Genomic DNA, 25,640 nt, shown 5'->3' with positions numbered 1-25,640 from the left:
GAGCGCAGCCGCCCATGAAGATCACCGAAATCCGCCTCGGCATGCTGCGCGTGCCGTTGAAGACGCCGTTCAAGACCGCGCTGCGCACGGTCGACACCGTCGAGGACATCGTGGTCGAGGTCCACACCGACAGCGGCCATGTCGGCTACGGCGAGGCCGCGCCCACCGCGGTGATCACCGGCGACACGCACGGCTCGATCATCGAAGCCATCCGCCGCGTGATCGGCCCGCGGCTGATCGGGCGCGAAGTCGCCGATCTCAACCGCAACGTCGCGCTGGTGCAGTCGGCCATGGAGCGCAACACCAGCGCCAAGGCGGCGGTCGAGATCGCGCTGTACGACCTGTTCGCGCAGCTGTACGGCGCTCCGCTCTACCGCGTGCTCGGCGGCGGCGGCGACCCCGTTGTCACCACCGACATCACCATCAGCGTCGACTACATCGACAAGATGGTGGCCGACTCGCTGGCCGCGGTGGAGCGCGGCTTCGAATCGCTGAAGATCAAGGTGGGCAAGGACATCGGCGTCGACATCGAGCGCGTCAAGGCCATCCATTCCGCGGTCGACGGCCGCGCCCTGCTGCGCCTGGATGCCAACCAGGGCTGGACGCCGAAGCAGGCGGTGCGCGCCGTCAGCACGCTCGAGGACGCCGGCGTGGCGCTGGAACTGCTGGAGCAGCCGGTGCACGCGCGCGACATCGAGGGCCTGAAGTACGTCACCGAACGCGTGCTGACGCCGGTGATGGCCGATGAAAGCGTGTTCGGCCCGGCGGAAGTCATCGACCTGATCCAGCGCCGCGCCGCGGACATCATCAACATCAAGCTCATGAAGACCGGCGGCATCTCCAACGCCGTGCGCATCGCCGACATCGCCGCGGTGTACGGCGTGGAGTGCATGATCGGCTGCATGATCGAATCCAGCATCAGCGTGGCCGCCGCCGTGCACCTGGCCATCGCCAAGGGCGGCGCCATCACCAAGGTCGACCTCGACGGTCCGTCGCTGTGCCGCTTCAACCCGGTCGATGGCGGCGTGGAGTTCAACGAATCCGAGATCTCGGTGGGCGACGCGCCCGGGCTTGGCATTCGCGGCATCCGCGGCCTGGAAGCCATCCCGGCCTGACCGGCGGCGCACATGCCTCCCCTGCTCAGGATCCGTGGCGAACGCGACCGCATGTCGGCCATCGAGCGGCGCATCGCCGACTTCATGCTCGAGAACGCCCACCTGCTGCGCGACTACTCCTCTCAGCAGCTGGCCAACGCGCTCGGCATCAGCCAGTCGAGCGTGGTGAAGTTCAGCCAGAAACTCGGCTTCAAGGGCTATCCGGACCTCAAGTATTCGATCGGCGAATCGCTGGCGCGCCATGACGGCGAGGATGACGGCTCCGGCATCGAACCCGGCGCGGACATCGGCGATCCCTACTCCGCCCTGGCCGACACCCTGTGGCGCGCCAAGTCGCAGGCCGAACAGGCCACGCGCGTGCTCAACCCGCACGAGCGCATCGATGCCGTGGCCGCGGCCATCCGCGGCGCCGACAAGGTCTACTCGGTCGGGCTGGGCCACGACGGCCTCAACGCGCGCGCGTTCGCGATCAAGCTGGCGCTGCTCGGGCGCACCGCGATCCACCTGTTCGATCCGTCGCTGATGGGCATCGGCACCTCGTCGGCCGCGCCCGGCGACGTGCTGCTGGTGTTCTCCGAACACGGCGAGGAGGGCGCGCTGTGCCATACCGCGCGCCTGTTCCGCGCGCGCGGCGGCAAGGTGGTCACCATCACCCGCCACACCGCGAACGCGCTGCGCGCGAGCGCCGATGTCGGCCTGCTGGTGTCGGCGCATGACCCGCGCGGCCATGTCGAGCTGCTGCTCTACCAGGCGGCACTGCAGCACCTGCTGGACCTCGTGTTCCTGCTGCTGTGCGAGGACGACGCGCACCTGCGGCGGCTGGTGGCCAACTTCGCCGAAAGCCTGCAGGCACCCGGCACATGACGCGCCATCCTGGCGCTACCTTTCCATCTGACGCACAGGCGATGATCCAAGCATGAAGCGAATGTCCACCGCCGCCCGCGTCCTGCTCGCACTCGTCCTCGGTGCCGTCGTCGGGCTTGCCCTCGCCTTCCATGACGCAGCGCTCGCCGCCAATGTGGCCGACGCCGTGCAGCCCGTCGGCCGGCTGTGGCTCAACGCCCTGCAGATGACCGTGGTGCCGCTGGTCGCGGCGCTGGTGGTGCTGGGCGTCAACACGGCAGCGGATGCCGCGGCATCGGGCCGCACCGCGCGCCGCGCGATGCTGGTGTTCGCGGTATTGCTGATCGCGTCGGGCACGTTCACCGCGGTGATGGCACCGACGTTGCTGTCGCTGGTACCACGCGATGCGTCACTGGTGGAGGCGTTCCGCGCCGCGATCGGGGCCGAAGCCACCCAGCCCGGCCGCGCCGCGAGCTTCGGCGAATGGATCGCCACCGTGATCCCCAACAACGCGCTGGCTGCGGCGGCGGCCAACGCCATGCTGCCGCTGGTGGTGTTCTCGCTGTTCTTCGGTTTCGCCGCCACGCGCATCCTGCCCGAGCGGCGTGCGCAACTGCTGGCGCTGGTGCAGTCCATCGCCGACACCATGATCGTGATCGTGCGCTGGGTGCTGTGGGCGGCGCCGGTAGGCGTGTTCGCGCTGGTGCTGGCGGTGTGCGCTCGGGTCGGCGCGGGCGTGCTCGGCGCGCTCGGCTGGTACGTGCTGCTGCTGTGCACGCTGTACATCATGGTCACCGTGCTGCTGTACGTGGTGGCGGCGGTGGTGGCGCGCGAGCCGGTGCGGCGTTTCGGCGTCGGCATCGCGCCCGCGCAGGCGATCGCGGCCAGCACGCAGTCGTCGCTGGCGTCGCTGCCGGCCATGGTCGACTGCGCGCGCGAACGCCTCGGCTATCCGCTGCACGTCACGTCGCTGGTGCTGCCGATGGCGGTGTCGCTGTTCCGCATCACAAGCCCGGTGCAGTACATCGGCGTGGTCAGCTTCATCGCCTGGATGTACGGCATCGAGCTCGGCAGCGTGCAGGTCGGCACCGCGATCGTGCTGTCGGCGCTGATCAGCATGGGCTCGGTGGGCCTGCCCGGGCAGGTGAGCTTCATGACCAACAACCTGCCGGTCACCCAGGCCATGGGCCTGCCGGTGGAGCCGCTGGCGCTGCTGCTGGCGGTGGACAACATCCCCGACGTCTTCTCCACCGTCGGCAACGTCACCGGCGACCTCACCGCCACGAGCATCGTCGCGCGCCAGGACGCGTAGCGCGTAGCGCGCCACGCGCTGCGGCGCGGCGGCGCGGCGGCGCGGCGGCCTGCAGCGTCAGCTCTCCTTCGAGGCCCGCATCGCCATCACCCGCCCGGGTGCCGCGAACGTATCACTGCGCGACGCTGCCCAGAACGCCTGGAACACCGCGTGGTCGGGCACCTCGCCGCTCAGCAACTGGCCGGGCTTGAGGTAGTTGTAGATGCCGGCCAGCGAGCGTACCTGCACCTTCGACATGCGCCGCAGGATGTGTTCCGGCCCCAGTTCTCCCGGGCCCTGCAGGCCTGCGGCGCACAGCAGGTCGCGCAGCGCCTTGAGGGTGTTCTGGTGGTAGTTGGCGACTCGCGTCGCCTTGTTCTCCACATCCAGGCGCGTCCAGCGCGACGGGTCCTGGGTGGCGATGCCGGTCGGGCACTTGTCGTTGTGGCAGCTGCGCGCCTGGATGCAGCCCAGCGAAAACATGAACGCGCGGCCGGCGTTGCACCAGTCCGCACCCAGCGCCAGGGTGCGCGCGATCCCGAACGCGCTGGTGAGCTTGCCCGCCGCAGCCACCTTCACCCGGTCGCGCAGGTCCAGGCCCACCAGCGTGTTGTGCACCAGCATCAGCGCCTCGTTCATGGGCACGCCGATGTGGTTGATGAACTCCACCGGCGACGCACCGGTGCCGCCCTCGGCGCCGTCCACCACGATGAAGTCCGGCAGGATCCCGGTTTCGTGCATCGCCTTGGCCACCGCGAACCATTCCCAGGGGTGGCCGATGGCCAGCTTGAAACCCACGGGCTTGCCGCCCGACAGCTCGCGCAGCCTGGCCACGAACTCCAGCAGCCCGCGGGGCGTGGTGAAGGCCGAATGCTGCGACGGCGAGATGCAGTCCACGCCCGCCGGCACGCCGCGCGCCAGCGCGATCTCCTCCGTCACCTTGGCCGCCGGCAGCATGCCGCCCTTGCCGGGCTTGGCACCCTGCGACAGCTTGATCTCGATCATCTTCACCTGCGGATCCACGGCGTTGGCCGCAAAGCGCCCGGCATCGAACGCGCCACGGTCGTCGCGGCAGCCAAAGTAGCCCGAGCCGATCTCCCACACCAGGTCGCCGCCGAACTCGCGGTGGTACGACGAGATCGAACCCTCGCCGGTGTCGTGGTAGAAGCCCCCGCGTTTTGCGCCCAGGTTCAGCGCGCGGATGGCATTCGCCGACAGCGAGCCGAAGCTCATCGCCGAAATATTGAATACGCTCACGTCGTACGGCGCCGCGGACGACTCGCCCACGCGCACCCGGAAATCGTGGTTGTGCAGGTGGGTCGGCACCAGCGAGTGGTTGATCCACTCGTAGTCGTCACCGTAGACATCGTGGACGGTGCCGAAGGGCACCGTGTCCTGCTCGTGCTTGGCACGCTGGTAGATCAGCGCCCGCTGCTCGCGCGAGAACGGCACCTCCTCGGTGTCGCGTTCAATGAAGTACTGCCGGATCTCCGGCCCGATGCCTTCCAGCCCGTAGCGGAAGTGCGCCAGCACCGGATAGCAGCGCCGCAGCGTGCTGGTGCGTTGCAGCACGTCCGCCGTGCCGAGTGCCGCTGCCGCGCCGAACACCACCACCGCCGCCCACCAGCCGGGCGACCAGGTGATCGCGGCGACGAGGGACAGCACCGTCAAGGCGATGCTGAGGGCGTAGGCGGAATAGCGATGCATGGCAGGTCGGCGACAGAAGCGCGCACGGCGCGGGGGCCGCATGATCCCACAGACGCCGCAGGTCACGCCGCCACAACGCGCGAAGCGCTACACCATGGGCCCCACATCCACCCGGTGCGCCCCCGTGACACGCGACCGCAAAGACCTGCCCAACGACTCGTGCAAACCCGACCTGCCGGAAGACCCGCAGCACCGCCGCGAGCGCAAGCAGCATGAAAGCGAGAACCAGGACGAAGCCCTGGACGAAACCTTCCCGGCCAGCGATCCGGTCTCGCCGTTCGTGCCGGCCAAGACGCGCGAATGATGCTGGCGTGGTGCCCGGGGCGGGGATCGAACCCGCATGGCCTTGCGGCCGAGCGATTTTAAGTCGCTTGCGTATACCAGTTTCGCCACCCGGGCAGATCAAGCATCGGGACGCGTTGCGCGGCCCCAGCAGGCATAACGCAGCAAGCGCCGGCCAACGGCCTTGCGTGGCGTTCGAGTGGCGCGAGGCGCCCGGGTTCAGGCGCCGTCGGACTCGACGATGTCCACGCCCGGCCGCGGCTTTGGCCGCTGCGGCGGCATGCCGAACACGGGTAATCGACGCAGCGTGGCAAAGAACGCCAGCGCGCGCAGGCGGTCGGCACTCACCCAGTACCAGCCCGCGCACAGCAGCAGGAACATCGCCAGGATCACCGGATGCGGGATGTCCAGGCGCATCGCCTGTCCCGCGGCCAGGCCGCAGGCCACGCTGAAAGCCGCAAGCAACAGCGCCGCCTGGGTCGGGCCGAAGCCGCCGTCCTGCATGAAGTGGTGGATGTGGTCGCGGCCGGCCGAGAACGGCGAACGGCCTTCGCGCGAACGGCGCACGGTCAGCACCAGGCAATCCATCACCGGCACCGGGATCAGCCACAGCGCCAGCACAGGGTTCACCGGATGGCTGGTGTTCTGCGTCAGGCGGAATACCACCCACGCCACCACCAGGCCCAGGAACGCGCTGCCGGCGTTGCCCATGAACGCCTTGGCGCGCGGCTGCCACGGGAAGCGCATGTTGTAGAGCAGGAACGCCCCCACTGCGCCGGCGATCGTCAGTGCCAGCCGCGACAGCCAGGTGTTGCCGGCATACAGTGCCGCTGCCGCCAGCATGGTCAGGCACGCGGCCACCAGCAGGCCGGCCAGGCCATCCGCGCCGTCGATCATGTTGATCGCGTTGATGATGCCGATGGTCGCGAACACCGTGAACGGCACTGACAGCCAGCCCAGCGCCAGGTCGTCCATGCCGAATACCGCCCCCAGCTGCTCCACGCGCACGCCGGCGCCGTAGATCATGATCAGCGACGCGATGACCTGCGCCAGGATCCGCCAGTACCAGCGCAGGTCGTTGCGGTCGTCGTACAGGCCCACGGCCACCAGCAGCACCGAGGCGCTGGTGAACGAGATCATCGATGCCATCGCATACGCGTCGAGCGTGGTCAGCACCACGGCGATGAACGCCACCGCCATTGCCAGCCCGCCGGTGATCGCGGTGGGGTGTGCGTGGTCCTTGCGGCCCTTGGGGAAGTCCAGCAGGTTCAGGCGGGGTGCGAAGGGATGCAGCACCTTCATCATCAGCCAAGTCAGGGCCGCGGCAGCGATCCCCTGGAACAATCCGGTGTCAATCAAAAAATCCATGTCTCGACTGCGCTCTCCGATGCGCTACAACCTTCCAGTGGCGGAATAGTAGAAGCAATTTCCGCGCCAATATTTCCGCACTGCATTTTACGCCGCCGTGCGCGAGCGCGGGGCTTGAACGATCACAAAGTCGGGCAGTCCGCGAGAAACACCGCAACCCGTTCATTTACATGATGGTGCAGTGCACATCGCAGCGTCATGACAGGCACCTGGCCGACGTCTGTCGCGCGCTTCCCGCGCCGCTGATAACGCGACAACGGTCACGCTTCAGGAAGCGCTTCAGGCGGAGCGATAGCCCGCGGGGTTCGCCGACTGCCAGCGCCACGCGTCCTCGCACATGCGCTGCAGATCCAGTCGTGCACGCCAGCCGAGCACTTCAGCGGCACGCGACGGGTCGGCCCAGCACATGGCCACGTCACCGGGGCGGCGCGCGATGACCCGATACGGCACTTTGCGCCCCGAGGCTTCCTCGAACGCGCGCACGAGTTCCAGCACGCTCACGCCCTGCCCCGTGCCCAGGTTCACCGCCTGGCAGCCGAAGCCCGGGCGCAGCGTCTCCACCGCGCGCACGTGCGCCTCGGCGAGGTCCATCACGTGGATGTAGTCGCGCACGCCGGTGCCGTCGGGCGTCGGATAGTCGCCACCGAACACGCTCAGGCATTCGCGCGCGCCCACCGCCACCTGGCTGATGTACGGCATCAGGTTGTTGGGGATGCCGCCGGGGTCTTCGCCGATGCGCCCGCTGGGGTGCGCGCCCACCGGGTTGAAGTAACGCAGCAGCAGCGCGTTGAAGCCCGGCCGTGCCGCGCACAGGTCGCCGATCAGCTCCTCCACCACCAGCTTGGTGCGGCCGTAGGGGTTGGTGACGCGTAGCGGCGCGTCCTCGTTGATCGGCACGCTGTCCGGGTCGCCATACACGGTGGCCGACGAGCTGAAGACCAGGTTGGCCACGCCCGCGGCTTCCATCGCCTGCAGGAGCGTCACGCTGCCGCCGATGTTGTTCTCGAAATACGCCAGCGGCTGCTCGCAGCTCTCACCCACCGCCTTGAACGCGGCGAAATGGATCACGGCGTCCACGCCTTCCAACGCCGCGGCAAGCTGCGCCGCGTCGCGGATGTCGCCCTCCAGCAGCGCCACCGGGCGCTCGGCCAGTTCGGCGATGCGCTCGACGGCGATCCGCGCGCTGTTGGAGAAGTTGTCGTAGATCACCGCATCGTGGCCACGCGCGGCCAGCGCCACGCAGGTGTGGCTGCCGATGTAGCCCGCGCCGCCGCAGACCAGGATCTTCATGCGCCGTGGTACTCGCGGTACCAGCGCACGAAGTTCGCCACGCCTTCCTCCACGCCCACCTGCGGCCGGTAACCCACGTCGGCCACCAGCGCGGACACGTCGGCCTCGGTATCGGGCACGTCGCCTGCCTGCAGCGGCAGCAGCTCCATCACCGCCTTGCGGCCCAGGCACTTCTCGAGCACCTCGATGTAGCGCAGCAGTTCCACCGGCTCTTCGTTGCCGATGTTGTAGATGCGGTACGGCGCCACGCCGCTGGTGCCAGGATCCGGCGCCTCGCCCTTCCATGCAGCGTCGACGGTGGGCACGCGGTCGAGCGCACGCACCACGCCTTCCACGATGTCGTCCACGTAGGTGAAGCTGCGCCGGTGGTGGCCGTTGTTGAAGACCTTGATCGGCTCGCCGGCAAGGATGGCGCGGGTGAACAGGAACAACGCCATGTCCGGCCGGCCCCACGGCCCGTACACGGTGAAGAACCGCAGCCCGGTGGTAGCGGTGCCGTAGAGGTGCGCATACGAGTGCGCCATCATCTCGTTGGCCTTCTTGGTGGCCGCGTACAGCGTCAGCGGGTGCTCGGTGCCCTGGTGCTCGTTGAACGGCATGGCGCGGTTGGCGCCATACACCGAACTCGTGGACGCGAACACCAGGTGCTCCACGCCGTGGTGGCGGCAACCTTCCAGCACGTGCAGGAATCCGGTGACGTTGCTGGCCACGTACACGTGCGGGTTTTCCGCCGCATAGCGCACGCCTGCCTGCGCCGCCAGGTTCACCACGCGCTGTGGCTTGTGCTTCGCGAACACGTCTTCCACCGCCGCACGGTCGGCCAGATCCGCCTGCACGTGGGTGTAGCCCGGGTGGTCCATGAAGCGCGCCAGGCGCGCCTTCTTCAGGTTGACGTCGTAGTAGTCGTTGAGGCTGTCGAAGCCGATGACCTCGTCGCCGCGCGCAAGGAGCTTGAGGGCGACATGGCTGCCGATGAAGCCGGCAGTGCCGGTGACGAGGACTTTCATGCAGGGGCTCCGGTGGGAGGGGGAATGATAACCCCCGCCCACCTGCACGCCCCTCGCTGTGCCGCCGTGCGGCCTAGCTTTCGCCCATGCCCGCCGCCGGTTCCGGCGCGCTGCCGGCGCGCACCTTCTCCTCGATGCGCCGGCCCACGTCGGCATCGATCGACGTCCAGTAGGCGAACGCGCGCTCCAGCACCGGGCTGCGCACGCCGCCCAGCAGCGCACCGGACACCGTTTCCACCAGGCCGTCGCGGTCGGCATCGCTGAACACCTCGCGCACCAGGATCCCCGGCTGGGTGAAGTCGTCATCGTCGGCTCGCAGGGTGTAGGCGCTGCGCACCATCGTGCCGTCGGCCTCCCAGCCGTTGTCGACCGCGCCGGTCTCGTCAGACCACGCGCGACCGCCGCTGTTGGTCGCGTATACCGGCGCACTGCCACTGTGCTGGTAGGCCATTTGCCCGTCGAACATGTAGGTGTTCACCGGCACCTTCGGCTGGTTCACCGGCAGCTGGTGGAAATTGGTGCCGATGCGGTTGCGCTGCGCATCCGCGTAGGCGAACGAACGCGCCAGCAGCATCTTGTCGGGCGACAGGCCGATGCCCGGCACCGTGTTGCCCGGCGAGAACGCCGCCTGTTCGATCTGCGCGAAGAAGTTCTCCGGGTTGCGGTCCAGCGTCATGGTGCCGACCTCGATCAACGGATAGTCCGCGTGCGGCCACACCTTGGTCAGGTCGAAGGGATTGATGCGGTAGGTCTTCGCATCCGCATACGGCATCACCTGCACGGACATCACCCACTGCGGGTGCTCGCCGCGCGCGATGGCGTTGAACAGGTCGCGGCGATGGAATTCCGCGTCGGCGCCGGCCATGTCCCGGGCCTCGCCGTTGTTGAAGAAGCCCATGCCCTGGCGGGTGTGGAAGTGGTACTTGACCCAGGACTTCTCGCCGGCCGCGTTGACCCACAGGTAGGTATGCGAGCCGTAACCGTTCATGTGCCGCCAGGTGCGCGGCAGGCCGCGCGGGCCCATCAGGTAGGTCACCTGGTGCGCGGTCTCGGGGTTGTTGGTCCAGAAGTCCCACTGCATGTGGTTGTCGCGCAGGCCGGAATCGGGCAGGCGCTTCTGGCTGCGGATGAAGTGCGGGAACTTCATCGGGTCGCGCACGAAGAACACCGGCGTGTTGTTGCCCACCAGGTCGTAGTTGCCCTCGCTGGTATAGAACTTCAGCGAGAAGCCGCGCACGTCGCGCCAGGTGTCCGGGCTGCCCATCTCGCCGGCCACGGTGGAAAAGCGGATCAGCAGCTCGGTCTTCGCGCCCGGCTGGAACAGCGCGGCCTTGGTGTAGCGCGACACGTCCTGCGTGGTCTCGAACGTGCCGAACGCGCCCGCGCCCTTCGCGTGCGGCTGGCGCTCCGGCACCTTCTCGCGGTTGAAGTGCGCCATCTGCTCGAGGAAGTGCACGTCGTGCAGCACGATCGGACCGTCCGGCCCGATGGTCAGCGAGTTGCGGTCGCTCACGGCGGGCGCGCCTGCGCCGGTGGTGGAGGGCGGGTGCGCCTTGTCGGCTGGATTGCTCATCTGGCTGGGTCCTTTTGCTTGGAGGAATCGCTGCAAGCGCCGCAGCGCGGGTGCAGACGATCATCGCCCCGGCGTGGACCTGAATACCAATGAATTGAGCGGGCGCATTCGATAGCCGCCCCCTATCACGGCAGCGATCAGCTCACACCGCGTGGCGAGCCAGCTCCGTCGCATCGCTCACCGCTCGCACCCGCGCGATGCCCAGCGCCTCGGCGAGGTAGCGGGCATTCGCACCGCCCACGCAGATCGCCACGCCTGGCGGCAGCGCGTCGTGCAGCGTCTGCAGTTCGTGCAGAGCGGTGCGTGCCTGGCCCGGATCGACCGAGCTGATCGCCACCGCCGCCGCGCCCAGGCGCTCCGCCACGCGCGCCAGCTCGCGCGCGGGCAACTCGGTGCCCAGGTACAGCACGGGCGCGCCGGCCTCGTACGCATGCAGCGCCGCACCGATCAGGCCCAGCTCGTGGCGCTCGCCCGGCAGCGTGGCGAACAGCACGCGCGGTCGGCCGCCGCGCGGCTGCTGGTTGAGCACCGACAGCAGGCGTGCGCGCAACATGCTGCTCACCAGCCTTTCCTGCGCAATGGCCAGGCGCCCGTCGGACCAGCGCACGCCCACTTCGCGCAGCAACGGCGTGACCACGCGCGCCATCAGCACCGGCAGCGGCAGCGTGGTGATGGCCACCGCCAGGTCACGGTCGAACACATCCACCTGGTAGTCGGCGATCGCATCGAGCATGCGTTCGGGCAGCGTTTCCACGCCGCCGTAGCCCGCGTGTCGGCCCTCTTCGAGCAACTGGTCGAGCGCAGCGTCGTCGAGCGCGGCAAGGTCGCGGATCGGATGGCCGCGGTCGGTCAGCCGGTGCAGGCGCGTGAGGCGCTCCACCATCGCGCCGTCGTACAGGCGCCGGCCCTTTTCGTCGCGGTGCGGCAGCACGGCCGCGTGGCGGCGCTCCCACGCTCGCAGGGTTTCGGGGGTGAGCCCGCTGAGCTCGGCGGCGGCCTTGACGGGGAACATGCCACGCAATGTACAACACATGTACAGCCTTGGCTTGTACAACCGATTAACGGCCTGTTGCGGACACTGGCGCCACACCCCAACAAGGACATCTCCGATGACCAGCACCAACTCCATCCGCCAGGCGTCCACCCTCCGCACCCTGACCGTCGCCCTCGCCCTCGGCCTGTCCGCGCCGCTGGCCTTCGCCGGCTCCAGCGGCACCGCCGCCGCCAAGCCCGCGCAGGCCCAGGCCGACATCGTCGACACCGCGGTTGCCGCCGGCCAGTTCAAGACCCTGGCCGCGGCCCTCACCGCCGCGGATCTCGTTGACACGCTCAAGGGCAAGGGCCCGTTCACCGTGTTCGCGCCTACCGATGCCGCGTTCGCCGCGCTGCCGGCCGGCACCGTCGACGAACTGCTCAAGCCCGAGAACAAGGCCAAGCTGGTCGCCATCCTCACCTACCACGTGGTCCCCGGCCGCTACCCCGCCGCGCGCGTGTCCGGCCTGGACACGGCGGCCACCGTCAATGGCGATTCGGTCGACATCGCCGCCGCCAACGGTGGCGTCACGATCGATGGCGCCAAGGTCGTCAAGGCCGACGTCAACGCCACCAACGGCGTCATCCATGTCATCGACAAGGTCCTGATGCCCGGCGGTTGATCGCCACCCCTGCCCCGAGCAACCTGGAGACAACCATGAAAGTCCTCAACATCGTGACACTCGCGCTGGTGATCGTAGGCGGCATCAACTGGGGCCTGGTGGGCGCAGCCCAATTCGACCTGGTGGCGACCCTCTTCGGCGGCCAGGACGCCATGCTGGCGCGGCTGGTGTATGTGCTGGTCGGCCTGTCCGCGCTGTGGCAGATCCTGCCGCTGATGCAGGCAAGCGTCGCCACCGACGACGGCCGCGCGGAGATGCGCCGCTGATGCCAGCCCCCGCAGCGCTGGTCTGGTTCCGCAACGACCTGCGCCTGCGGGACAACCCGGCCCTGCAGGCCGCGCTGGGCACCGGGCTCACCCCGGTGCCGGTGTACGTCCACGCGCCACATGAGGAAGGCGCGTGGACGCCCGGCGCGGCGTCGGATGCATGGCGCCACCGCGCTCTCGTCGCACTTGATGGACAGCTCCGCGAGCGTGGCTCGCGCCTGCATGTGTTTTGCAGCGATACCCTCCCCTCGCTGCTGGCCGCGGCCGCCTCCTCCGGGGCGTCCGCGGTGTTCTGGAACCGCCGCCACGAGCCCGCGATCGACGCGCGCGACACCCACGTGCGCCGCGAGTTGCGTCGTGCCGGCCTGCGCGCGGACGCGTACAACGGCAGCCTGCTCTTCGAACCCTGGCAGGTGGAAACCCGCCTCGGCGATCCGTACCGCGTGTTCACCCCGTACTGGAAAGCCGCGCTCGCCAACTGGAATCCGCCGCGCCTGCTGGACGCGCCGGATCAGCTTCCATCGTTCGACGACGCGCTGCCCGGCGAAGTCACCCTCGACTCCCTCGGCCTGCAGCCATCGCCGCGCTGGGATGCCGGCTTCTGGGACACATGGAATCCCGGCGAGCACGGCGCCGATGCCGCGCTACGCACCTTCGCCAGCGAAGGCCTGCACGACTACCGCGACGGCCGCGACCGCCCCGACCGCTCGCTCACCTCACGCATGTCGCCGCACCTGCACTTCGGCGAGATCGCCCCCTGGCGCATCGCCGACGCGCTCGCCAACGCCGGCCCCGAAGACGAACGCGCCGCCTACGTGCGCGAGCTCGGCTGGCGCGAGTTCGCGCACCACGTGCTGCACCACTTTCCGCACACCCCCGATACCGACTTCAACCCGCGCTTCGCCGACTTCGCCTGGGCCGAACCCGCGCCCGACCTGTTGCGTGACTGGCAACGCGGCCGCACCGGCGTGCCGATCATCGATGCCGGCATGCGCGAGCTCTGGGCCACCGGCTGGATGCACAACCGCGTGCGCATGATCGTCGCCAGCTTCCTCACCAAGAACCTGCGCATCCACTGGCGCCACGGCGCCCGCTGGTTCTGGGACACCCTGGTCGATGCCGACCTCGCCAACAACACGCTCGGCTGGCAGTGGGTGGCGGGTACCGGCGTGGATGCCGCGCCCTACTTCCGCGTGTTCAATCCGGTGCTGCAAGCGCAGAAGTTCGACCCCAAGGGCGAGTACATCGCGCAGTGGGTGCCGGAGTTGCGGGGATTGCCGGCGAAGGGGCGGCATGCGCCGTGGGAGGTGGCGGGACGGGAAGCGGCGCTGGCGTACCCGCGGCGGCCGATCGTGGATCTGGCGGAGAGCCGGCGGGATGCGCTCGCTGCATTTACGCAGCTGTCCGGAAGCAGGTCGGACGATTCACAACCTTGAGGGCTGCGGCTATCTCGCGCGCCATGCGGATCGAGCTTGCGGTGGCTTGAGCGGTCAGCCGGGGGCCAACCGTCGCACCATCTCCTGGATCACCGTGTAGGTGATCGTGCGCAGGCAACGGGCTTCGCCGGCAAGCGTGGGCCCGATGTGCACATCCGTGGGGAGTCGGGCGTTTTCCACTTCGACTGCCAACAACAGCGCCTCCGCCTGGTCCATGATGCGATCCCGCATCCACACCAGTTGATCCCGGGCGCGCTTTTCCGTGAGCCCGATCCCCATGCCGGCCTGCACCACCAAGGGAAAGTCCAAGTCGGCGAACTTCGTGACACCCAGGACCGGCCAAGCCAACGTGGACTGCGAAGGCCACCCCTCCCGGTCGTAGGCCGGGGACTCGTAGCACACCGTGCTGAGCAGGTCGTAGTGCGGAGCCAAGGCCACACCCCCGTGACCAATCAGGAAGCTGATATTCTTGAGGTGGGCATCGCTGTTGCCCGTCAGCAGATTGAAAACCAGCCAGTCGAAGAGCCGCCAGCGCGTCTGCAACCGGGCCCGGCACAGACCCGAGATCCGGGCCAGCACTTCGATGCTGCCCTGCTGGTACTTGAACTGGCGATCGAGGTTGAGCAACTGGCAAGCGTCGATCGCGTGCAGCCGTTGCACGCCCTCGCCTGACACCGCGCGGTCGAAGCGCTCGATCAGATAGACCGGCTCGGGCACGTAACGGCGCTCGACCCGCGGCACATCCAGTCCCATCCGCCTGGCCAGCTGCATCACGAACGACTCGTTCGCAACGCTATGCGGGTAATCGGCTTCCGGGTGGTCCGGCTTCAGAATGTACGTCGACGCCTCCGACCCGACGGGCTGCAGCAGCTGCCCGTCCACCATGACGAGCGCCAGCTTGTGCTGGGCACCGGCAAGCGACATCCGCTTTTGCGCTCCCGGCGGCCAGCGACTGCCGTGGCAGCGCACGGATGCGCGCCGAAAGTTCGGTGTCCGACAGTGCAACCGTCCCGCCAGCTGCCTTTGGTGTGCCGGGTGGCAGCAACGTCAAGGAGCCGGCGAGCGGATCACGCGGGACGCGGGAGTGACAGGTCGACCTCGATCCCGAGCCCTTCGCGGTTGAAGTAATCAAGCACGTTGAACAGCCGGAAGCTGAGTCCGTCGCTGAGCTGGTCGTGCATGAAGTCCATCGACCAGACCTCATTGATCGCCTCAGGCACCGCCAGCGGCTCGGGCTTCTCCCGCACCAAGCGCTTCTTCGGCTTGATCCGCAGGTTCAATTCCAGCTCCCGGTAGATGCGGTAGACCCGCTTGTGGTTCCAGCCAAAGCCTTTGACGTTGCGCAGGTGCAGGAAGCACAAGCCAAAGCCCCAGTCGCGATACGTCGTGGTCAGCCGTACCAGCCAGTCGGCAATCCGGGCGTTCTCCTCGCAGGCTTTCGCCTGGAGCCGGTAGCAGGTTTCACTGACCTCGAAGGTCTGACAGGCATGCCGAATGCTGGTACGTCCGCCTTCCACTGCTGTTCTGGCCATCTCCCGGCGCCGAGATGGCCTCACCATTTTGTTGCGAGCGCTTCCTTGAGCAGGTCGGTGCTGAGCTGGGCCTCGGCGTACATCTTCTTCAGCCGACGGTTCTCCTCCTCCAGCTCCTTCATCCGGGCCACCATGGACACCTCCACGCCGCCGAACTTGCTGCGCCACTTGTCGAACGTCGCCGAGCTGATGCCGTGTTCGCGGCACAGCTCAGGCACCGGCATGCCGGCTTCGGCCTGCTTGAGCACGGCGATGATCTGGCTGTCGGTGAAGCGGGACTTCTTCATCGAACCTGCCCAGGAAAGCGCAAGAGAAAATTCCACTTCTGACGTCAGCTAACCTGTGGGGGGATTATCCAATGACCCGGTGGCCGCTTACCGCGCGCTGCCTCGTTGCACTCATACAACCAGCCACAAATTCCAACAGTGGAGCAGTACAAGGGCAAACATATGTCGTTGGTGACTAGTTGGGAGCAGTGGCGCGATGCGCTGGGACGTCAGGGAAGTAGACAGCGAAAGAACGTGCACTGATTCCTGAGCGAACATCCGGCCACCCTCTACTTGGGAGACTCGTGGTTCAGCACACTCCTACGGCGCACAAATTCAGTACACGTCACGCAGGAGGCACCCACGCTGCTCATGGATCTCGGGCTTACGAGCCCCATCCAAACGCCATGCTATGAGCAGCAATCGAAAATGATCAACAAGGAAAATACGATGTCGGAGAATAACGCATCGGTTGGGGACAAGCGGCCACTGAGACTGGTGCTTGTGCACGGCACATGGAGTGACGGATCAAGATGGACAGACAGGGACACCACATTCTATCAGCGACTCACTCGCAGACTAGAGGATCGAGGTTACGACGTCTCGAATCCAGAGCGCGTGATATGGCACTCATGGAACCGATCGAAAGCAAGAGAGAAAGCAAAGCAGGCTCTCTTGGAGGCATTTCAAAGAGATTCCGACTCCAACCAGACCACTCCAATGCTAATTGTCGCCCACAGTCACGGCGGGAATTTTTCGACAAGCGCTTTCAGAGAAGCCGCTTGGACCCCTGGCCCCTTCCCTGTTCGGGGCATCGTGTGCCTTAACACGCCGTTCCTGACACAGGAACTGAGAGCGTCAACAAGTTTCTTAAAATTCTGGTTGTTGCTCGCGATCACTCTTTTGCTCCTTCCCGCAATCGTGGAGTCTAGATACCTTGCACGCGCCACTTCAATCGAGCGAGCGATAGATCTCTTATTACATCCACAATCACCCCTACCCGATCTTTTCTGGCCGCTTAATCAGATCTCCCCAAGCATGATGGTTGCCGCCTTTCTCGCAATCTCTGCAACGCTACTACTTATGATCGCCCTAACTCGAAAATATCGCTCGTCCCAACAAATAGCGTTCAAGCGCAAGCCGAGAGTACTCTGCCTTTCCTGTTGTGACGATGAAGCAATATCTCTCCTAGGGCTAGGGGAAGGACTTGCAAACCTAACCCACCTCGCCTTCCACCCGGTGGCATTGATTCTCTACGCAATAATCGGGACTGCCATATCTTATCTTAGCCTAGAAGATATGACGCTGACTTCCTGGGTTTATGTGATGCGACACTTCTTCATAATATGGACGTTAACCGCGCTCGTTCTTTCAACGATCTCTTCAGTCTGGGTCAGCATACTTTTCGGTCATGGACCTTCTGACGCGGTCAGATCACTTGTTTCGCGCACCTTGGTTTCTTATGTCCCCCTACGGCCTTCAAAGTCGGAATTCAGAGCAGTGTCGGATCTTGTGACACCTTGGTGGAGACCAGGGCTGTTCCACTCGTCCATTTATGAGAGCGAACAGACTATTGATGAGATTGATCTCTGGCTAGACGACATTCTTCCTAGACGAGACGCGTCTGGAAGCGCCTTGGAAACAGCACTACCTGACGTCTAACGCTTCATCGCGCTCGCGGTGTCATCGCATGCTCCCGCATCGAACAGACCCTAGAATTGGAACCTGCGGCGACTTGACGATACTCGACTGGCGTAAGGTCGCCAAGCTAGTCATGCGGATGCTACTCGTTGGGCTCGAGTACCTGCCAGTACAGGCCTCGCGCGCACCGTCGCCGCCGGTGAATAGATGCTGGTACTGGAACCTCCTCGCCGACAGTCCGGTTGAAGCGTTTGAGCTAGCCGTTCCTGTTGGGTTTGCCAGGTTGGATGTACCGGATCGCCATACCGTCGAGCTTGGCCCACGGCACGAAGATTCCGCCCACCAACGAGGGGCCGTTGTCGGTGCACAGGATCTGCAGTGGGCCGTGGTCGCGCTTGAGCTGTTCAAAGATGCGGATCAATCGTGCAGACGAGATCGAGGTGTAGACCTCAATGTTCAATGCCTCGCGGTTGAAGTCGTCGACTACGTTGAACGTACGTTATCGACGGCCACGGGTGCGCCTGTTGGCCATGAAGTCCTCTGAAGAGACGTTGTCTGGCAGGCGCGGCACGCGCAGCGGTACGCGTTCGCGCTTGTTCAGCCGCTGCTTGGCCTTCCGGCGCAGGTTGAGCTTCCGTCATGAATCGCCGACGCATGAGTGATGCAGTTGCGCAACCAACCGAGCAGCAGCAAGTTGAGGCACAAATTGAGGAATCACGTTTGTCGAGCTACGTCTTCTTGGTCCGGAGAAGGACGTGTGACGACAATGCGCCGCAATCTGGCCGATCCGCTTCCGCAAGCCCGTTTGCCCGATATGGACCTAGGCATGAGATCCGGGTAGGGGAGGCGATGAGCGACCACATGTCATGGGTCACCAGCTGGGAACTCTGGCGCAAAGCGATTGGTCCGCACGGCAGCAGGCAGCGGCAGAACGTCGACGCGTTCCTCGAAACGCACCCCGCCATCCTCTACTGGGGCGATTCCTGGTTCAGCACCCCGCTCTACCTCAACCTCGCGCGCCAGAGCGCACGCCGGATCAACGGCTTCAGCATGATCATCGGCAAGCCCGGCGCGCTGGCCACTAACCTCTTCAGCTCACGCGAAGTCGATCGCGTCGGCGACCGCGTGGCCAACAACCCCTTCGACCTGGTGTGCCTGAGCGCCGGCGGCAACGACTGCCTCTCCGAACGCCTCACCGCCGCCTTCCGCGCGTGGACCACCGCGCCCGGTACGAAGCCGCCCAGGATCGATGCTCCGGCGGCCTTCGCCATCTTCCGCGACGCCAGGCTGCTCGATCGCGTAAGCGACGCCTACGTGCGCGTGCTCGGCCGCCTGCAGGCAATCCAGGCCAAGCGCCCGCTGCTTCGTGTCCTTGGCCATCCCTACGTGCCCATCGTCGACGTCGGCCGTCCGGCAAAGCTGACGCCCTCCAACATCGGCCTCATCGCCTGGGTGAAGGACGACGTCGGTCCCTGGCTCTGGGAACCGATGCGGCACGTCCTGAAGAACAAGGACGAAGGCCGCGAGTTCGCCCGCATGATCCTCGAGGACGGCTTCCGCGACTCGGTCCTCAAGCCCCTGGCCCAACGCTACGACGGACTTTTCAGCATCGTCGACTTCGGCGGCGTGGACCCCATGGCCGAAGGCTTCTGGAACGACGAGATCCACCCGGGCGAAACCGGCTTCGATGCCCTCGCCACGCGCTTCAACGACGCGGTGCGCACCGCACTCCCGGCGCGCAAGCGCCACGCCGTGAAACCCTGAGACAGCCCGCATGCAACCAGGACAGGATCCCCGCGTCTTCGGCACCGACGCGGGCAGGGACGCGCGCCGCGAGTTCGAAGACCATGTCGGCGGCCGCAGGGCGAAGGCCGGCGTCAGCAACGACCCGCCTGGCCCCTGGGGCCTGGCACTGTCGGGCGGGGGCATCCGCAGCGCGACCTTCTGCCTGGGCCTGGTCCGGGGCCTCGCGCGCGCGGGCCTGCTCAAGCACTTCGACTATCTTTCGACGGTGTCCGGCGGCGGCTATCTCGGCGCCAGCCTGGGGCGCCTGTACAGCAGCCAGACCGGTGCGGCGCAGGTCGAACAAGGCGTCGCCAGCGACCATTCGATGTGGCTGTGGTGGCTGCGCAACAACGGCCGCTACCTGACGCCCGCCGGCGCGAAAGACCTCGGCTTCGCCACCGCGTCCATCGTGCGCGGCGTCATCTCGACCCACCTGGAGATCGGCATCCTGATCCTCGCGATGGCCGCGCTGGTGCTGCTGCCGCACTTCCTGGTCTCGCTGTTCCCGCCCTTCCACGCCGGCACCTTCTGGAACCACGAACTGGCCAGCACCATGCCCAGCGTCTGGGGCTGGCTGCTGCTGCTGCCGCTGTTCGCCTGCGTGCACCAGGTCTGCGCCTACTGGTACACGCGCGACCCGCACACGGTGACCAGCATCGGGCTCATCACCGTCGTCGTGGCCGCATGCATCGTCTTCTCGGGCAAGGCCGCCATGGATGCCGCCGCGGCCGTCAACACCAGTACGCATGCCGCGGCGAAGCTCATCTTCGCCTTCCTGGTGCTGGCGCCGGTCACCGCCGCCATCGCGCACGCCAGGGAGCAGCTGCGCGGCATACCGGCCTCGACCCAGCGCCTGCTGCGGACCAAGCGCCTGGCCTACGGCCTCTGGGCGCTCGCGATCGCCATCGCGCTGCTGCTGCTGGACTGGGCCACCTGGCAGCTGACCCGGCTGTTCTGGAGCGGCGACGTGCAACACGCGGTCACCCGGCTCGGCGGCACCATCCTGGTGGTCGCGGCGGTCGGCCGGCTGGTGCTGCCCGAGCTCCAGCGCTGGATGGCGACCAGCAAGGGGCCGAGCCTCAACCTCGAACGCATCCTCAACCTCACCGGCATCGCCCTGGGCCTGCTGGTCGCCGTGCTCTGGACCGCGCTGCTCAGCGTGCTGATCTTTCCGGCGGACATGCGGCTGGCCTACTGGGGCCCGGGCGCGGAATGGCACCAGCTCTGGCGCGAGTCGCCGCTTCCCCATTTCGTCCTGGCCTGCGCGGTCTGCGTGCTCTACATCCTGGCGACCCTGCGCAGCTACGACCTGCTCAACCTCGCCTCGCTGCACAACTTCTACCGCGCCCGCATCGAGCGCGCCTATGTGTCGTCGGGCAACTGCGGCCCGGACGGCGGCGGGCGCTTCGGCGGATGCGCGCTGGATCCGCTCAGCCCCGAACGCACCAGCCGCATCGCGCCGCTCACCGAAGCCGTGCCGGGCGACGACATCGACCTTGGCGAATACCGTCCGCACGAATACGGCGGTCCCATCCATCTCGTGAACTGCTGCATCAACCAGTCCGTCGACGACCGTACCGGCCTCTACAACGCCGACCGCAAGGGCGTGGCCATCGCGGTCAGTTCGCTCGGCGTGGAACTGGGCACGAACTTCCCGGACGGCGACACGGGCGCCGCGCGGCGCGCGAAGCTCTCGCAATGGATCGCCATCTCGGGCGCGGCCGCCAGCACCGGCATGGGCTCGCGCACCTCCACGGGCTTCGCCGCGCTGCTGTTCATGTCGGGCATCCGCCTCGGCTACTGGATGCCATCGCTGGTGAAGCAGGCCGCCAAGGGCCCCATGGACTGGCTGCTGGCCAAGGCGCCCAAGCCCGTCGCGGTGGTGGCCGAATCGCTCGCCCGCTTCCCCGGCCTCGCCTCCCCGGTGTGGTACCTCTCCGACGGCGGGCATTTCGACAACACCGGCATCCACGCCCTGCTGAAGCGCCGTGCGCCCGTCATCGTGGCCGCCGACTGCGGCGCCGACCCGAAGTACCTCTTCGCCGACCTCGAATCCCTGGTGCGCAAGGCCAAGATCGACTACTGCGCCAGGATCGAGTTCATCCGCCCGGGCGCCGGCGCGCTGCCCGAGCCGCTGGACGTCATCCTCGGCACGCCGGAAACCATCCAGCCCGGGCTCGGCGCGCAGTGGCTCGTGCTGGGGCGGATCTCCTATGACGACGGCAGCACCGGCGCTCTGCTGGTGGTGAAGCCGCGCCGCCTGGACGCCATGCCCTTCGACATGGTCGCCTATGCCGACCGCGCCCCCGACTTCCCGCAGCAGACCACCGGCGACCAGTTCTTCGACGAAGCGCAGTGGGAGAGCTACCACCAGCTCGGCCTGCTCATGGGCGAAGCGGTCACCCCGGCGCTGATCGCCGACGCGCTGGCCGTCGTGCGCTCCAACAAGCTCGCCACGTCAAGCCTGGAAGACGCCGAAAAGCAGTCCACCGCGTCGGCGCTGGCCCTGGCGAAAAGCGATCGCAGCAAGCGCGCCGGCCTGACCGTTCGCGCCACCCTGGGCGCCGGCCTGTCGCTCAGCCTGCTGGTGGCGGCGTGGCAGGGCGTCGAGCAGTACCGCGAAGCCAATCGCAGCGCCCAGCGGCTGTACGAGGAACAGGCGCTCGCGCTCAGCCAGAAGATCCAGCGCGAACCGGTGGAAGCGCTGCTTGAAGAGGAATTCGCCCAGGTCGCAAACGGTTCCGCGCTGCGCGAAGACGGTCGCTACCAGGTGGTGCTTGACCGGCTCGCTGCGCGCTGCGATTCGCTGGCGGATGCCGGTGACGCCTCGCAGTGCCTGGCCCTGCACCGCAAGGTCGCGCCGCTGGTGAAGTACAGGCCCGAGCCGTATTACGACTACTGGTTCGCGGACAAGCGCTTCGCCTATGACGAGCGGGTGGCCGCGCGCAATGCCGCGCGCGTGGCTGAGATGGCGCCTGCAGGGGCGGCGGCCGTCGAGGCATCCGCGGCCGCGGCGGCTGCAGTGGCGGCGGCGCAGGCGGCACAGACGGCCGAGATGCAGGCAGCCGCGCAGGCGGCGGCCCAGGCGGAAGATCAAGCCGCAGTTGCGGCGGCATATGCTGCCGCGCCCCAGGCTGCGGACAACGCTTCCACTCAAGCCTGGGAGGACCGTGTAGCAGCCGCTCCCGCGCCACCGCCGCCCGCTCCGACAGATACGCTCGCCGCCGCGCCGGCCGCACCGCGCGCACCGCTTTCCCGCTGCGCCGACAACGTCCGCCTGTTCCTGCACGCCTACGACGCCGAAAGCATCCCGTACGCGCAGGCCGAAGGCGCACGCCTGGCCCGGGAGCTGGGCGCGCCGCCGCGCACGGTCGACAACGTGGTCGATACCGCCAGCCGCAAGGGCACCGCCCCACCCTTCGTCTGGACGCGCACGGCCGTCGTTTATCCCGCCAGCACCAGCCCGGCCTGCGTGGCGCGTGCCCGGGCCGCCATGGGCGACGCCGTGCGCATGCAGCCGATCGACTTCGGCACCCCCGACACCTTCGAACTCTGGATTCCCCCGCGCACCGTGGCATCGCCCGGGACCGCAGCCACACGAGCGAGGTAGCCACCATGCCCTTCAACTCCCTTCCCCCGGGATGGACCTCGCGTCCGGCTTTTCCGGGACGCGTGATCAAGGCCGGCGAAGCCGACAGCGCCATCGTCAAGCTGGTACAGGAGCGGCTCAACTTCACCGGCTGCGGCCCGCTGCGCATCAACGGCACCTTCGACCGCGACCACACCGAGCGCGCGGCCAAGCTGTTCCAGGCCCGCTACACCGATGCCACCGGCCAACCGCTGGTGGTCGACGGCAAGATCGGCAGCCTCACCTGGGGCGCGATGTTCGGCGAAGACACCACGCCCGCAAACGCCCTCCCGCCGTCGCGCCTCCTGGGCGAGGTGCTGGACGTGGCACGCCGGCAGATCGGCGTGCTCGAAAAACCGCTGGGTTCGAACCGCGGCCCCGAAGTCGACCTCTACCTGCAGGCCGTGGGCCTGCGACCCGGCCGCGGCAGCTACGCCTGGTGCGTGGCGTTCACGTACTTCTGCTTCGACACCGCCGCGCGGCGGCTTGGCTGTGCGAATCCCCACGTGCGCACGGCTGGCGTACTCGATCACTGGAACCGCGCCCGGGACAACCGCGGGGCGAAGCGAATCACCCACGCGGCCGCAGTCAACGACCCGGGCCTTGTGCAGCCGGGCCAGCTGTTCGTGATGGATTACGGCGGCGGGAAAGGCCACACCGGGCTGGTGCTGGAAGTCGCGAACGGCCGGCTGACGACGATCGAGGGCAATACCAACGACGGCGGCTCGCGGGATGGCATCGGCGTGTTCCAGCGGGACGCGCGGAAGATCGCGGGGGTCAACAAGGGGTTTATTGATTACAGCGCGGTGTGAGGGGGACGGGGCGCGCCATATCGCCGCCACGCACGAACGCGCGTTCCGTTCGCGGACCAAAGCCCCCGCTGGACTGGCACAAGTTCTGCTTCCCTGCAGAAGGAAGCAAGGACTCTGGGAACGGGGAGTCCTCAGGGAAGCCAGACGAAACTCCAGGGAAAATCATTGCGCGGTCTTCATTGGCCCCAGTGCGGGGAAAAGAATTGACGCTATTGGACGTGGCGCGGCACAAGCAGCCGAGCCCGCGCACGCGCACGCGCGTGCTCGTGCATGTCGCGGCTTGCGGCGCTCGAGGTTGCATCCGGGCTGCGTGCGGCCACAAACCACCAACCGCGTTGACTCGCCCGGGCGACAAGTTCCGGCGACAGGCATTGCAATCAAACAGGGGGATACATGACACAGGATGTTCGCGGCACTTACACACGATTCGTTACAGCACTACAGACGCTGCTGGCCGAATCACCTGTCCAAGTGGAGGGTCTAGACACCCTCGGGGACGAAATCCAAGGGGCGCAACTGCTGGTCCCGGTTATCGGTCCTTTCAGCGCCGGCAAGAGCAATCTCCTCAATTCCTTCATGGGGGAGTCAGTACTGGGCGTCGGAATCACTCCTGAGACCGAACTGGCGACAGAGATTCGCTATGGCGAGGAGAATGTCCTGCTCGCTTTCCGGCCTGACGGCCGCAGCGAGCAACTGGAAATCGGGGACCTGAAGAGCATCAAGTCGCGGGCCGGGGAGTTCACCCACCTGCAGCTCTACCTGGACAACCCCAGGCTGAAGTCCATCGCACCGCTCACGCTGGTCGACATGCCGGGTTTCGACTCGACCCTGGCGCGACACAACCAGGCGATCTCCTACTACCTGCCCCGAGGAGCCCACTTCGTTGTCCTTACCAACAGCGAAAGCGGAACCATCACGCAATCGGTGATGCGTCACCTCGACGACCTGCATACCTACGACCGGGGCTTAACCTTCGTCCTGAGCAAGACCAATCTGCGTTCAATCGAAGAGGTTAACTCGGTAGCGGCGCTTGTCCAAGAACAGATCAACGCCAGCTTCGGCGATCGCCATCGACTCGTCCAGGCCGGCATCGATGGTTACGAAGCGCTCGCCCCCGTGCTGGAACGCCTGGATCCGGACCTCATCATCACCAATCTCTACGAAAGCCGTCTCAAAGGCATCGTTTACGACGCACTGGAGCAGATCAATGTGGCCGAAGCCTCGCTGCAGCGGGATGAGGCAGAGAATCGCCGCGTGGTCAGGGAACTCGAGGCCGGTCTGAGAAAGCTCGAAGCCCGGCGCAACGAAATGGTCGAAGACCTAAGGGAGCGACGACTTGATCCGATCGTCGACCGGTGCCTCTCCGAGGTGGCGGGCGACCTCAGGAATGCACAGGACGAGCTGATCCATGCAGCCCAGAATGGCGAAGAGCCATTCTCCAAGTGCGTCAGCGAGATCATCCGCAGCGCCGCCAGCAGGGTTGTCAAACGCGAGGTCAATGACTTCAGCCGCGACATCGTCGACGAGTTCGCGAGGAGCCTGGAGAAGCTGGATATTCCGTCCGTAGGCGACGGCGCGGACGGCGACTGGGTGCAGTCGATATCCACCCGTGTCACCGATTCGATGCAGAGCGCCACTTCGACTCTGAACCGCTGGAGTGAGTCGCTGGCTGAGCACAATGCCCGACAACTCGAAGACAGGACAGATCGCGAGAAGGCTCCAAGTACGACCAAGATCAACGCCTATCGCGGCCTCGCCACCGTGCTTGCCGTCACGACAAACGTTGTTGCCCCCTTGGTGGAACTTGCGATCATCTTCCTGCCTGAGGTGCTCTCGTTCATTCGTTCCCACCAACAGAAGACTCGCATTCGGGACATGGTGATTCATGAGGTCATTCCGTCGGTCCAGAGGCAGCTTCGGATGCAGCTGGGCGACCTGCTGAAGCAACAGCTCGACAGCCTGGTCAGCCAGGTATGCGAGACGTTTGAAGGGAACATCGCCCGGCAGAAGGAGGTGATTGATGCGCACACGTGCAGACACCAGTCCGACAGCGAGCGAGTTGGGCTCCGGCTGCAGTCGCTGGAAGAGATCAGGCGTGAGCTGGGGCGGCTCAGCAGCGGCGCACTGTTTCGGGCGACCTGAC

Annotated in this window: 18 protein-coding genes, 1 tRNA gene and 2 pseudogenes; 11 read left to right on the top strand and 10 right to left on the bottom strand. The window is 66.7% G+C overall.

Annotated elements, in window-relative coordinates; genetic code table 11:
- The first annotated feature begins 14 nt into the window (after window positions 1-14).
- From JGR64_RS05770 to JGR64_RS05760, 3 genes are all read left to right on the top strand, one after another.
- Complete coding sequence (locus JGR64_RS05770; protein ID WP_199372452.1) at window positions 15-1,115, top strand: dipeptide epimerase; 1,101 nt, start codon at window positions 15-17, stop codon at window positions 1,113-1,115.
- A gap of 12 nt (window positions 1,116-1,127) precedes the next feature.
- On the top strand, window positions 1,128-1,979 hold the full coding sequence (locus JGR64_RS05765; protein ID WP_199372451.1) for a MurR/RpiR family transcriptional regulator: 852 nt from the start codon (window positions 1,128-1,130) through the stop codon (window positions 1,977-1,979).
- A 61-nt stretch (window positions 1,980-2,040) separates the two neighbouring features.
- Window positions 2,041-3,270 carry a cation:dicarboxylase symporter family transporter gene (locus tag JGR64_RS05760; protein ID WP_199372450.1) on the top strand — a complete coding sequence of 410 codons (1,230 nt, stop codon included), beginning with the start codon at window positions 2,041-2,043 and terminating at the stop codon, window positions 3,268-3,270.
- Between the two features lie 57 nt (window positions 3,271-3,327).
- Here JGR64_RS05760 and JGR64_RS05755 read toward each other — a convergent pair whose 3' ends face one another.
- A complete protein-coding gene (locus JGR64_RS05755; protein ID WP_199372449.1) occupies window positions 3,328-4,956 on the bottom strand; it encodes an FMN-binding glutamate synthase family protein in 1,629 nt (542 codons plus the stop codon).
- Between the two features lie 124 nt (window positions 4,957-5,080).
- On the opposite strand from JGR64_RS05755, the gene JGR64_RS05750 reads away from it, so the two are divergent.
- Window positions 5,081-5,260 carry a hypothetical protein gene (locus JGR64_RS05750; protein ID WP_199373275.1) on the top strand — a complete coding sequence of 60 codons (180 nt, stop codon included), beginning with the start codon at window positions 5,081-5,083 and terminating at the stop codon, window positions 5,258-5,260.
- An 8-nt stretch (window positions 5,261-5,268) separates the two neighbouring features.
- Here JGR64_RS05750 and JGR64_RS05745 read toward each other — a convergent pair.
- The 6 genes from JGR64_RS05745 to JGR64_RS05720 form a co-directional block, all read right to left on the bottom strand.
- Window positions 5,269-5,355 (bottom strand) — tRNA-Leu (locus JGR64_RS05745).
- 102 nt (window positions 5,356-5,457) lie between these two features.
- Window positions 5,458-6,606, bottom strand: a complete 1,149-nt coding sequence (locus tag JGR64_RS05740; RefSeq protein WP_199372448.1) for an MraY family glycosyltransferase — start codon at window positions 6,604-6,606, stop codon at window positions 5,458-5,460.
- A gap of 279 nt (window positions 6,607-6,885) precedes the next feature.
- Entirely contained in the window at window positions 6,886-7,896 is a 1,011-nt protein-coding gene (gene galE / locus JGR64_RS05735; RefSeq protein ID WP_199372447.1) for a UDP-glucose 4-epimerase GalE, read from the bottom strand.
- Complete coding sequence (locus JGR64_RS05730) at window positions 7,893-8,903, bottom strand: NAD-dependent epimerase (protein ID WP_199372446.1); 1,011 nt, start codon at window positions 8,901-8,903, stop codon at window positions 7,893-7,895. Before JGR64_RS05730 ends, galE begins: the two co-directional genes overlap by 4 nt.
- 73 nt (window positions 8,904-8,976) lie before the next feature.
- The gene (locus JGR64_RS05725; protein ID WP_199372445.1) at window positions 8,977-10,476 is read right to left on the bottom strand and encodes a catalase; all 1,500 of its coding nucleotides are present in this window, start codon (window positions 10,474-10,476) and stop codon (window positions 8,977-8,979) included.
- A 142-nt stretch (window positions 10,477-10,618) separates the two neighbouring features.
- Entirely contained in the window at window positions 10,619-11,488 is an 870-nt protein-coding gene (locus JGR64_RS05720; RefSeq protein ID WP_199372444.1) for a MerR family transcriptional regulator, read from the bottom strand.
- Window positions 11,489-11,585: 97 nt separating this feature from the next.
- On the opposite strand from JGR64_RS05720, the gene JGR64_RS05715 reads away from it, so the two are divergent.
- Genes JGR64_RS05715 through JGR64_RS05705 form a run of 3 tightly spaced genes read left to right on the top strand, consistent with a single transcriptional unit; the run spans window position 11,586 to window position 13,833 of the window.
- Window positions 11,586-12,131: a fasciclin domain-containing protein gene (locus tag JGR64_RS05715; RefSeq protein ID WP_199372443.1), complete on the top strand. Its 546-nt coding sequence runs from the start codon at window positions 11,586-11,588 to the stop codon at window positions 12,129-12,131.
- 35 nt (window positions 12,132-12,166) lie between these two features.
- Window positions 12,167-12,397, top strand: coding sequence for a DUF378 domain-containing protein (locus JGR64_RS05710; protein ID WP_199372442.1), 231 nt, complete (start codon window positions 12,167-12,169; stop codon window positions 12,395-12,397).
- Window positions 12,397-13,833 (top strand): deoxyribodipyrimidine photo-lyase, encoded by a 1,437-nt coding sequence (locus JGR64_RS05705; protein ID WP_199372441.1) that lies wholly within the window; start codon window positions 12,397-12,399, stop codon window positions 13,831-13,833. Before JGR64_RS05710 ends, JGR64_RS05705 begins: the two co-directional genes overlap by 1 nt.
- 54 nt (window positions 13,834-13,887) lie before the next feature.
- Here the strand turns inward: JGR64_RS05705 and JGR64_RS05700 are convergent, their stop codons facing one another.
- From JGR64_RS05700 to JGR64_RS05685, 3 genes and pseudogenes are all read right to left on the bottom strand, one after another.
- Window positions 13,888-14,757 (bottom strand): HipA domain-containing protein, encoded by an 870-nt coding sequence (locus JGR64_RS05700; protein WP_233347983.1) that lies wholly within the window; start codon window positions 14,755-14,757, stop codon window positions 13,888-13,890.
- Between the two features lie 155 nt (window positions 14,758-14,912).
- Window positions 14,913-15,652: pseudogene (locus tag JGR64_RS05695) on the bottom strand (transposase); the annotation flags it as partial.
- Between the two features lie 1,876 nt (window positions 15,653-17,528).
- Window positions 17,529-17,756: pseudogene (locus JGR64_RS05685) on the bottom strand (IS3 family transposase); the annotation flags it as partial.
- A 377-nt stretch (window positions 17,757-18,133) separates the two neighbouring features.
- Between JGR64_RS05685 and JGR64_RS05680 the strand changes: the two are divergent.
- The 4 genes from JGR64_RS05680 to JGR64_RS05665 all read left to right on the top strand — a co-directional run bounded on the left by JGR64_RS05680 (window position 18,134) and on the right by JGR64_RS05665 (window position 25,639).
- A complete protein-coding gene (locus JGR64_RS05680; protein ID WP_199372438.1) occupies window positions 18,134-19,036 on the top strand; it encodes a hypothetical protein in 903 nt (300 codons plus the stop codon).
- A 10-nt stretch (window positions 19,037-19,046) separates the two neighbouring features.
- Window positions 19,047-22,667, top strand: a complete 3,621-nt coding sequence (locus JGR64_RS13985; protein WP_199372437.1) for a patatin-like phospholipase family protein — start codon at window positions 19,047-19,049, stop codon at window positions 22,665-22,667.
- Between the two features lie 5 nt (window positions 22,668-22,672).
- A complete protein-coding gene (locus JGR64_RS05670) occupies window positions 22,673-23,497 on the top strand; it encodes a CHAP domain-containing protein (RefSeq protein ID WP_199372436.1) in 825 nt (274 codons plus the stop codon).
- A gap of 393 nt (window positions 23,498-23,890) precedes the next feature.
- Window positions 23,891-25,639, top strand: coding sequence for a dynamin family protein (locus JGR64_RS05665; protein WP_199372435.1), 1,749 nt, complete (start codon window positions 23,891-23,893; stop codon window positions 25,637-25,639).
- Window position 25,640 lies beyond the last annotated feature (1 nt).

Origin of the sequence: Luteimonas sp. MC1572 (assembly GCF_016615815.1) — a bacterium.
Classification (GTDB): Bacteria; Pseudomonadota; Gammaproteobacteria; order Xanthomonadales; family Xanthomonadaceae; genus Luteimonas.
This window is presented reverse-complemented; position numbering and strand designations above follow the sequence as displayed.

What these genes read in the sequence shown, in the direction of transcription:
- JGR64_RS05770 (WP_199372452.1), top strand. Translation starts at nt 15, where the DNA reads ATGAAGATCACCGAAATCCGCCTCGGCATGCTGCGCGTGCCGTTGAAG.
- JGR64_RS05765 (WP_199372451.1), top strand. Translation starts at nt 1,128, where the DNA reads ATGCCTCCCCTGCTCAGGATCCGTGGCGAACGCGACCGCATGTCGGCC.
- JGR64_RS05760 (WP_199372450.1), top strand. Translation starts at nt 2,041, where the DNA reads ATGTCCACCGCCGCCCGCGTCCTGCTCGCACTCGTCCTCGGTGCCGTC.
- JGR64_RS05755 (WP_199372449.1), bottom strand. Translation starts at nt 4,956, where the DNA reads ATGCATCGCTATTCCGCCTACGCCCTCAGCATCGCCTTGACGGTGCTG.
- JGR64_RS05740 (WP_199372448.1), bottom strand. Translation starts at nt 6,606, where the DNA reads ATGGATTTTTTGATTGACACCGGATTGTTCCAGGGGATCGCTGCCGCG.
- galE (WP_199372447.1), bottom strand. Translation starts at nt 7,896, where the DNA reads ATGAAGATCCTGGTCTGCGGCGGCGCGGGCTACATCGGCAGCCACACC.
- JGR64_RS05730 (WP_199372446.1), bottom strand. Translation starts at nt 8,903, where the DNA reads ATGAAAGTCCTCGTCACCGGCACTGCCGGCTTCATCGGCAGCCATGTC.
- JGR64_RS05725 (WP_199372445.1), bottom strand. Translation starts at nt 10,476, where the DNA reads ATGAGCAATCCAGCCGACAAGGCGCACCCGCCCTCCACCACCGGCGCA.
- JGR64_RS05720 (WP_199372444.1), bottom strand. Translation starts at nt 11,488, where the DNA reads ATGTTCCCCGTCAAGGCCGCCGCCGAGCTCAGCGGGCTCACCCCCGAA.
- JGR64_RS05715 (WP_199372443.1), top strand. Translation starts at nt 11,586, where the DNA reads ATGACCAGCACCAACTCCATCCGCCAGGCGTCCACCCTCCGCACCCTG.
- JGR64_RS05710 (WP_199372442.1), top strand. Translation starts at nt 12,167, where the DNA reads ATGAAAGTCCTCAACATCGTGACACTCGCGCTGGTGATCGTAGGCGGC.
- JGR64_RS05705 (WP_199372441.1), top strand. Translation starts at nt 12,397, where the DNA reads ATGCCAGCCCCCGCAGCGCTGGTCTGGTTCCGCAACGACCTGCGCCTG.
- JGR64_RS05700 (WP_233347983.1), bottom strand. Translation starts at nt 14,757, where the DNA reads ATGTCGCTTGCCGGTGCCCAGCACAAGCTGGCGCTCGTCATGGTGGAC.
- JGR64_RS05680 (WP_199372438.1), top strand. Translation starts at nt 18,134, where the DNA reads ATGTCATGGGTCACCAGCTGGGAACTCTGGCGCAAAGCGATTGGTCCG.
- JGR64_RS13985 (WP_199372437.1), top strand. Translation starts at nt 19,047, where the DNA reads ATGCAACCAGGACAGGATCCCCGCGTCTTCGGCACCGACGCGGGCAGG.
- JGR64_RS05670 (WP_199372436.1), top strand. Translation starts at nt 22,673, where the DNA reads ATGCCCTTCAACTCCCTTCCCCCGGGATGGACCTCGCGTCCGGCTTTT.
- JGR64_RS05665 (WP_199372435.1), top strand. Translation starts at nt 23,891, where the DNA reads ATGACACAGGATGTTCGCGGCACTTACACACGATTCGTTACAGCACTA.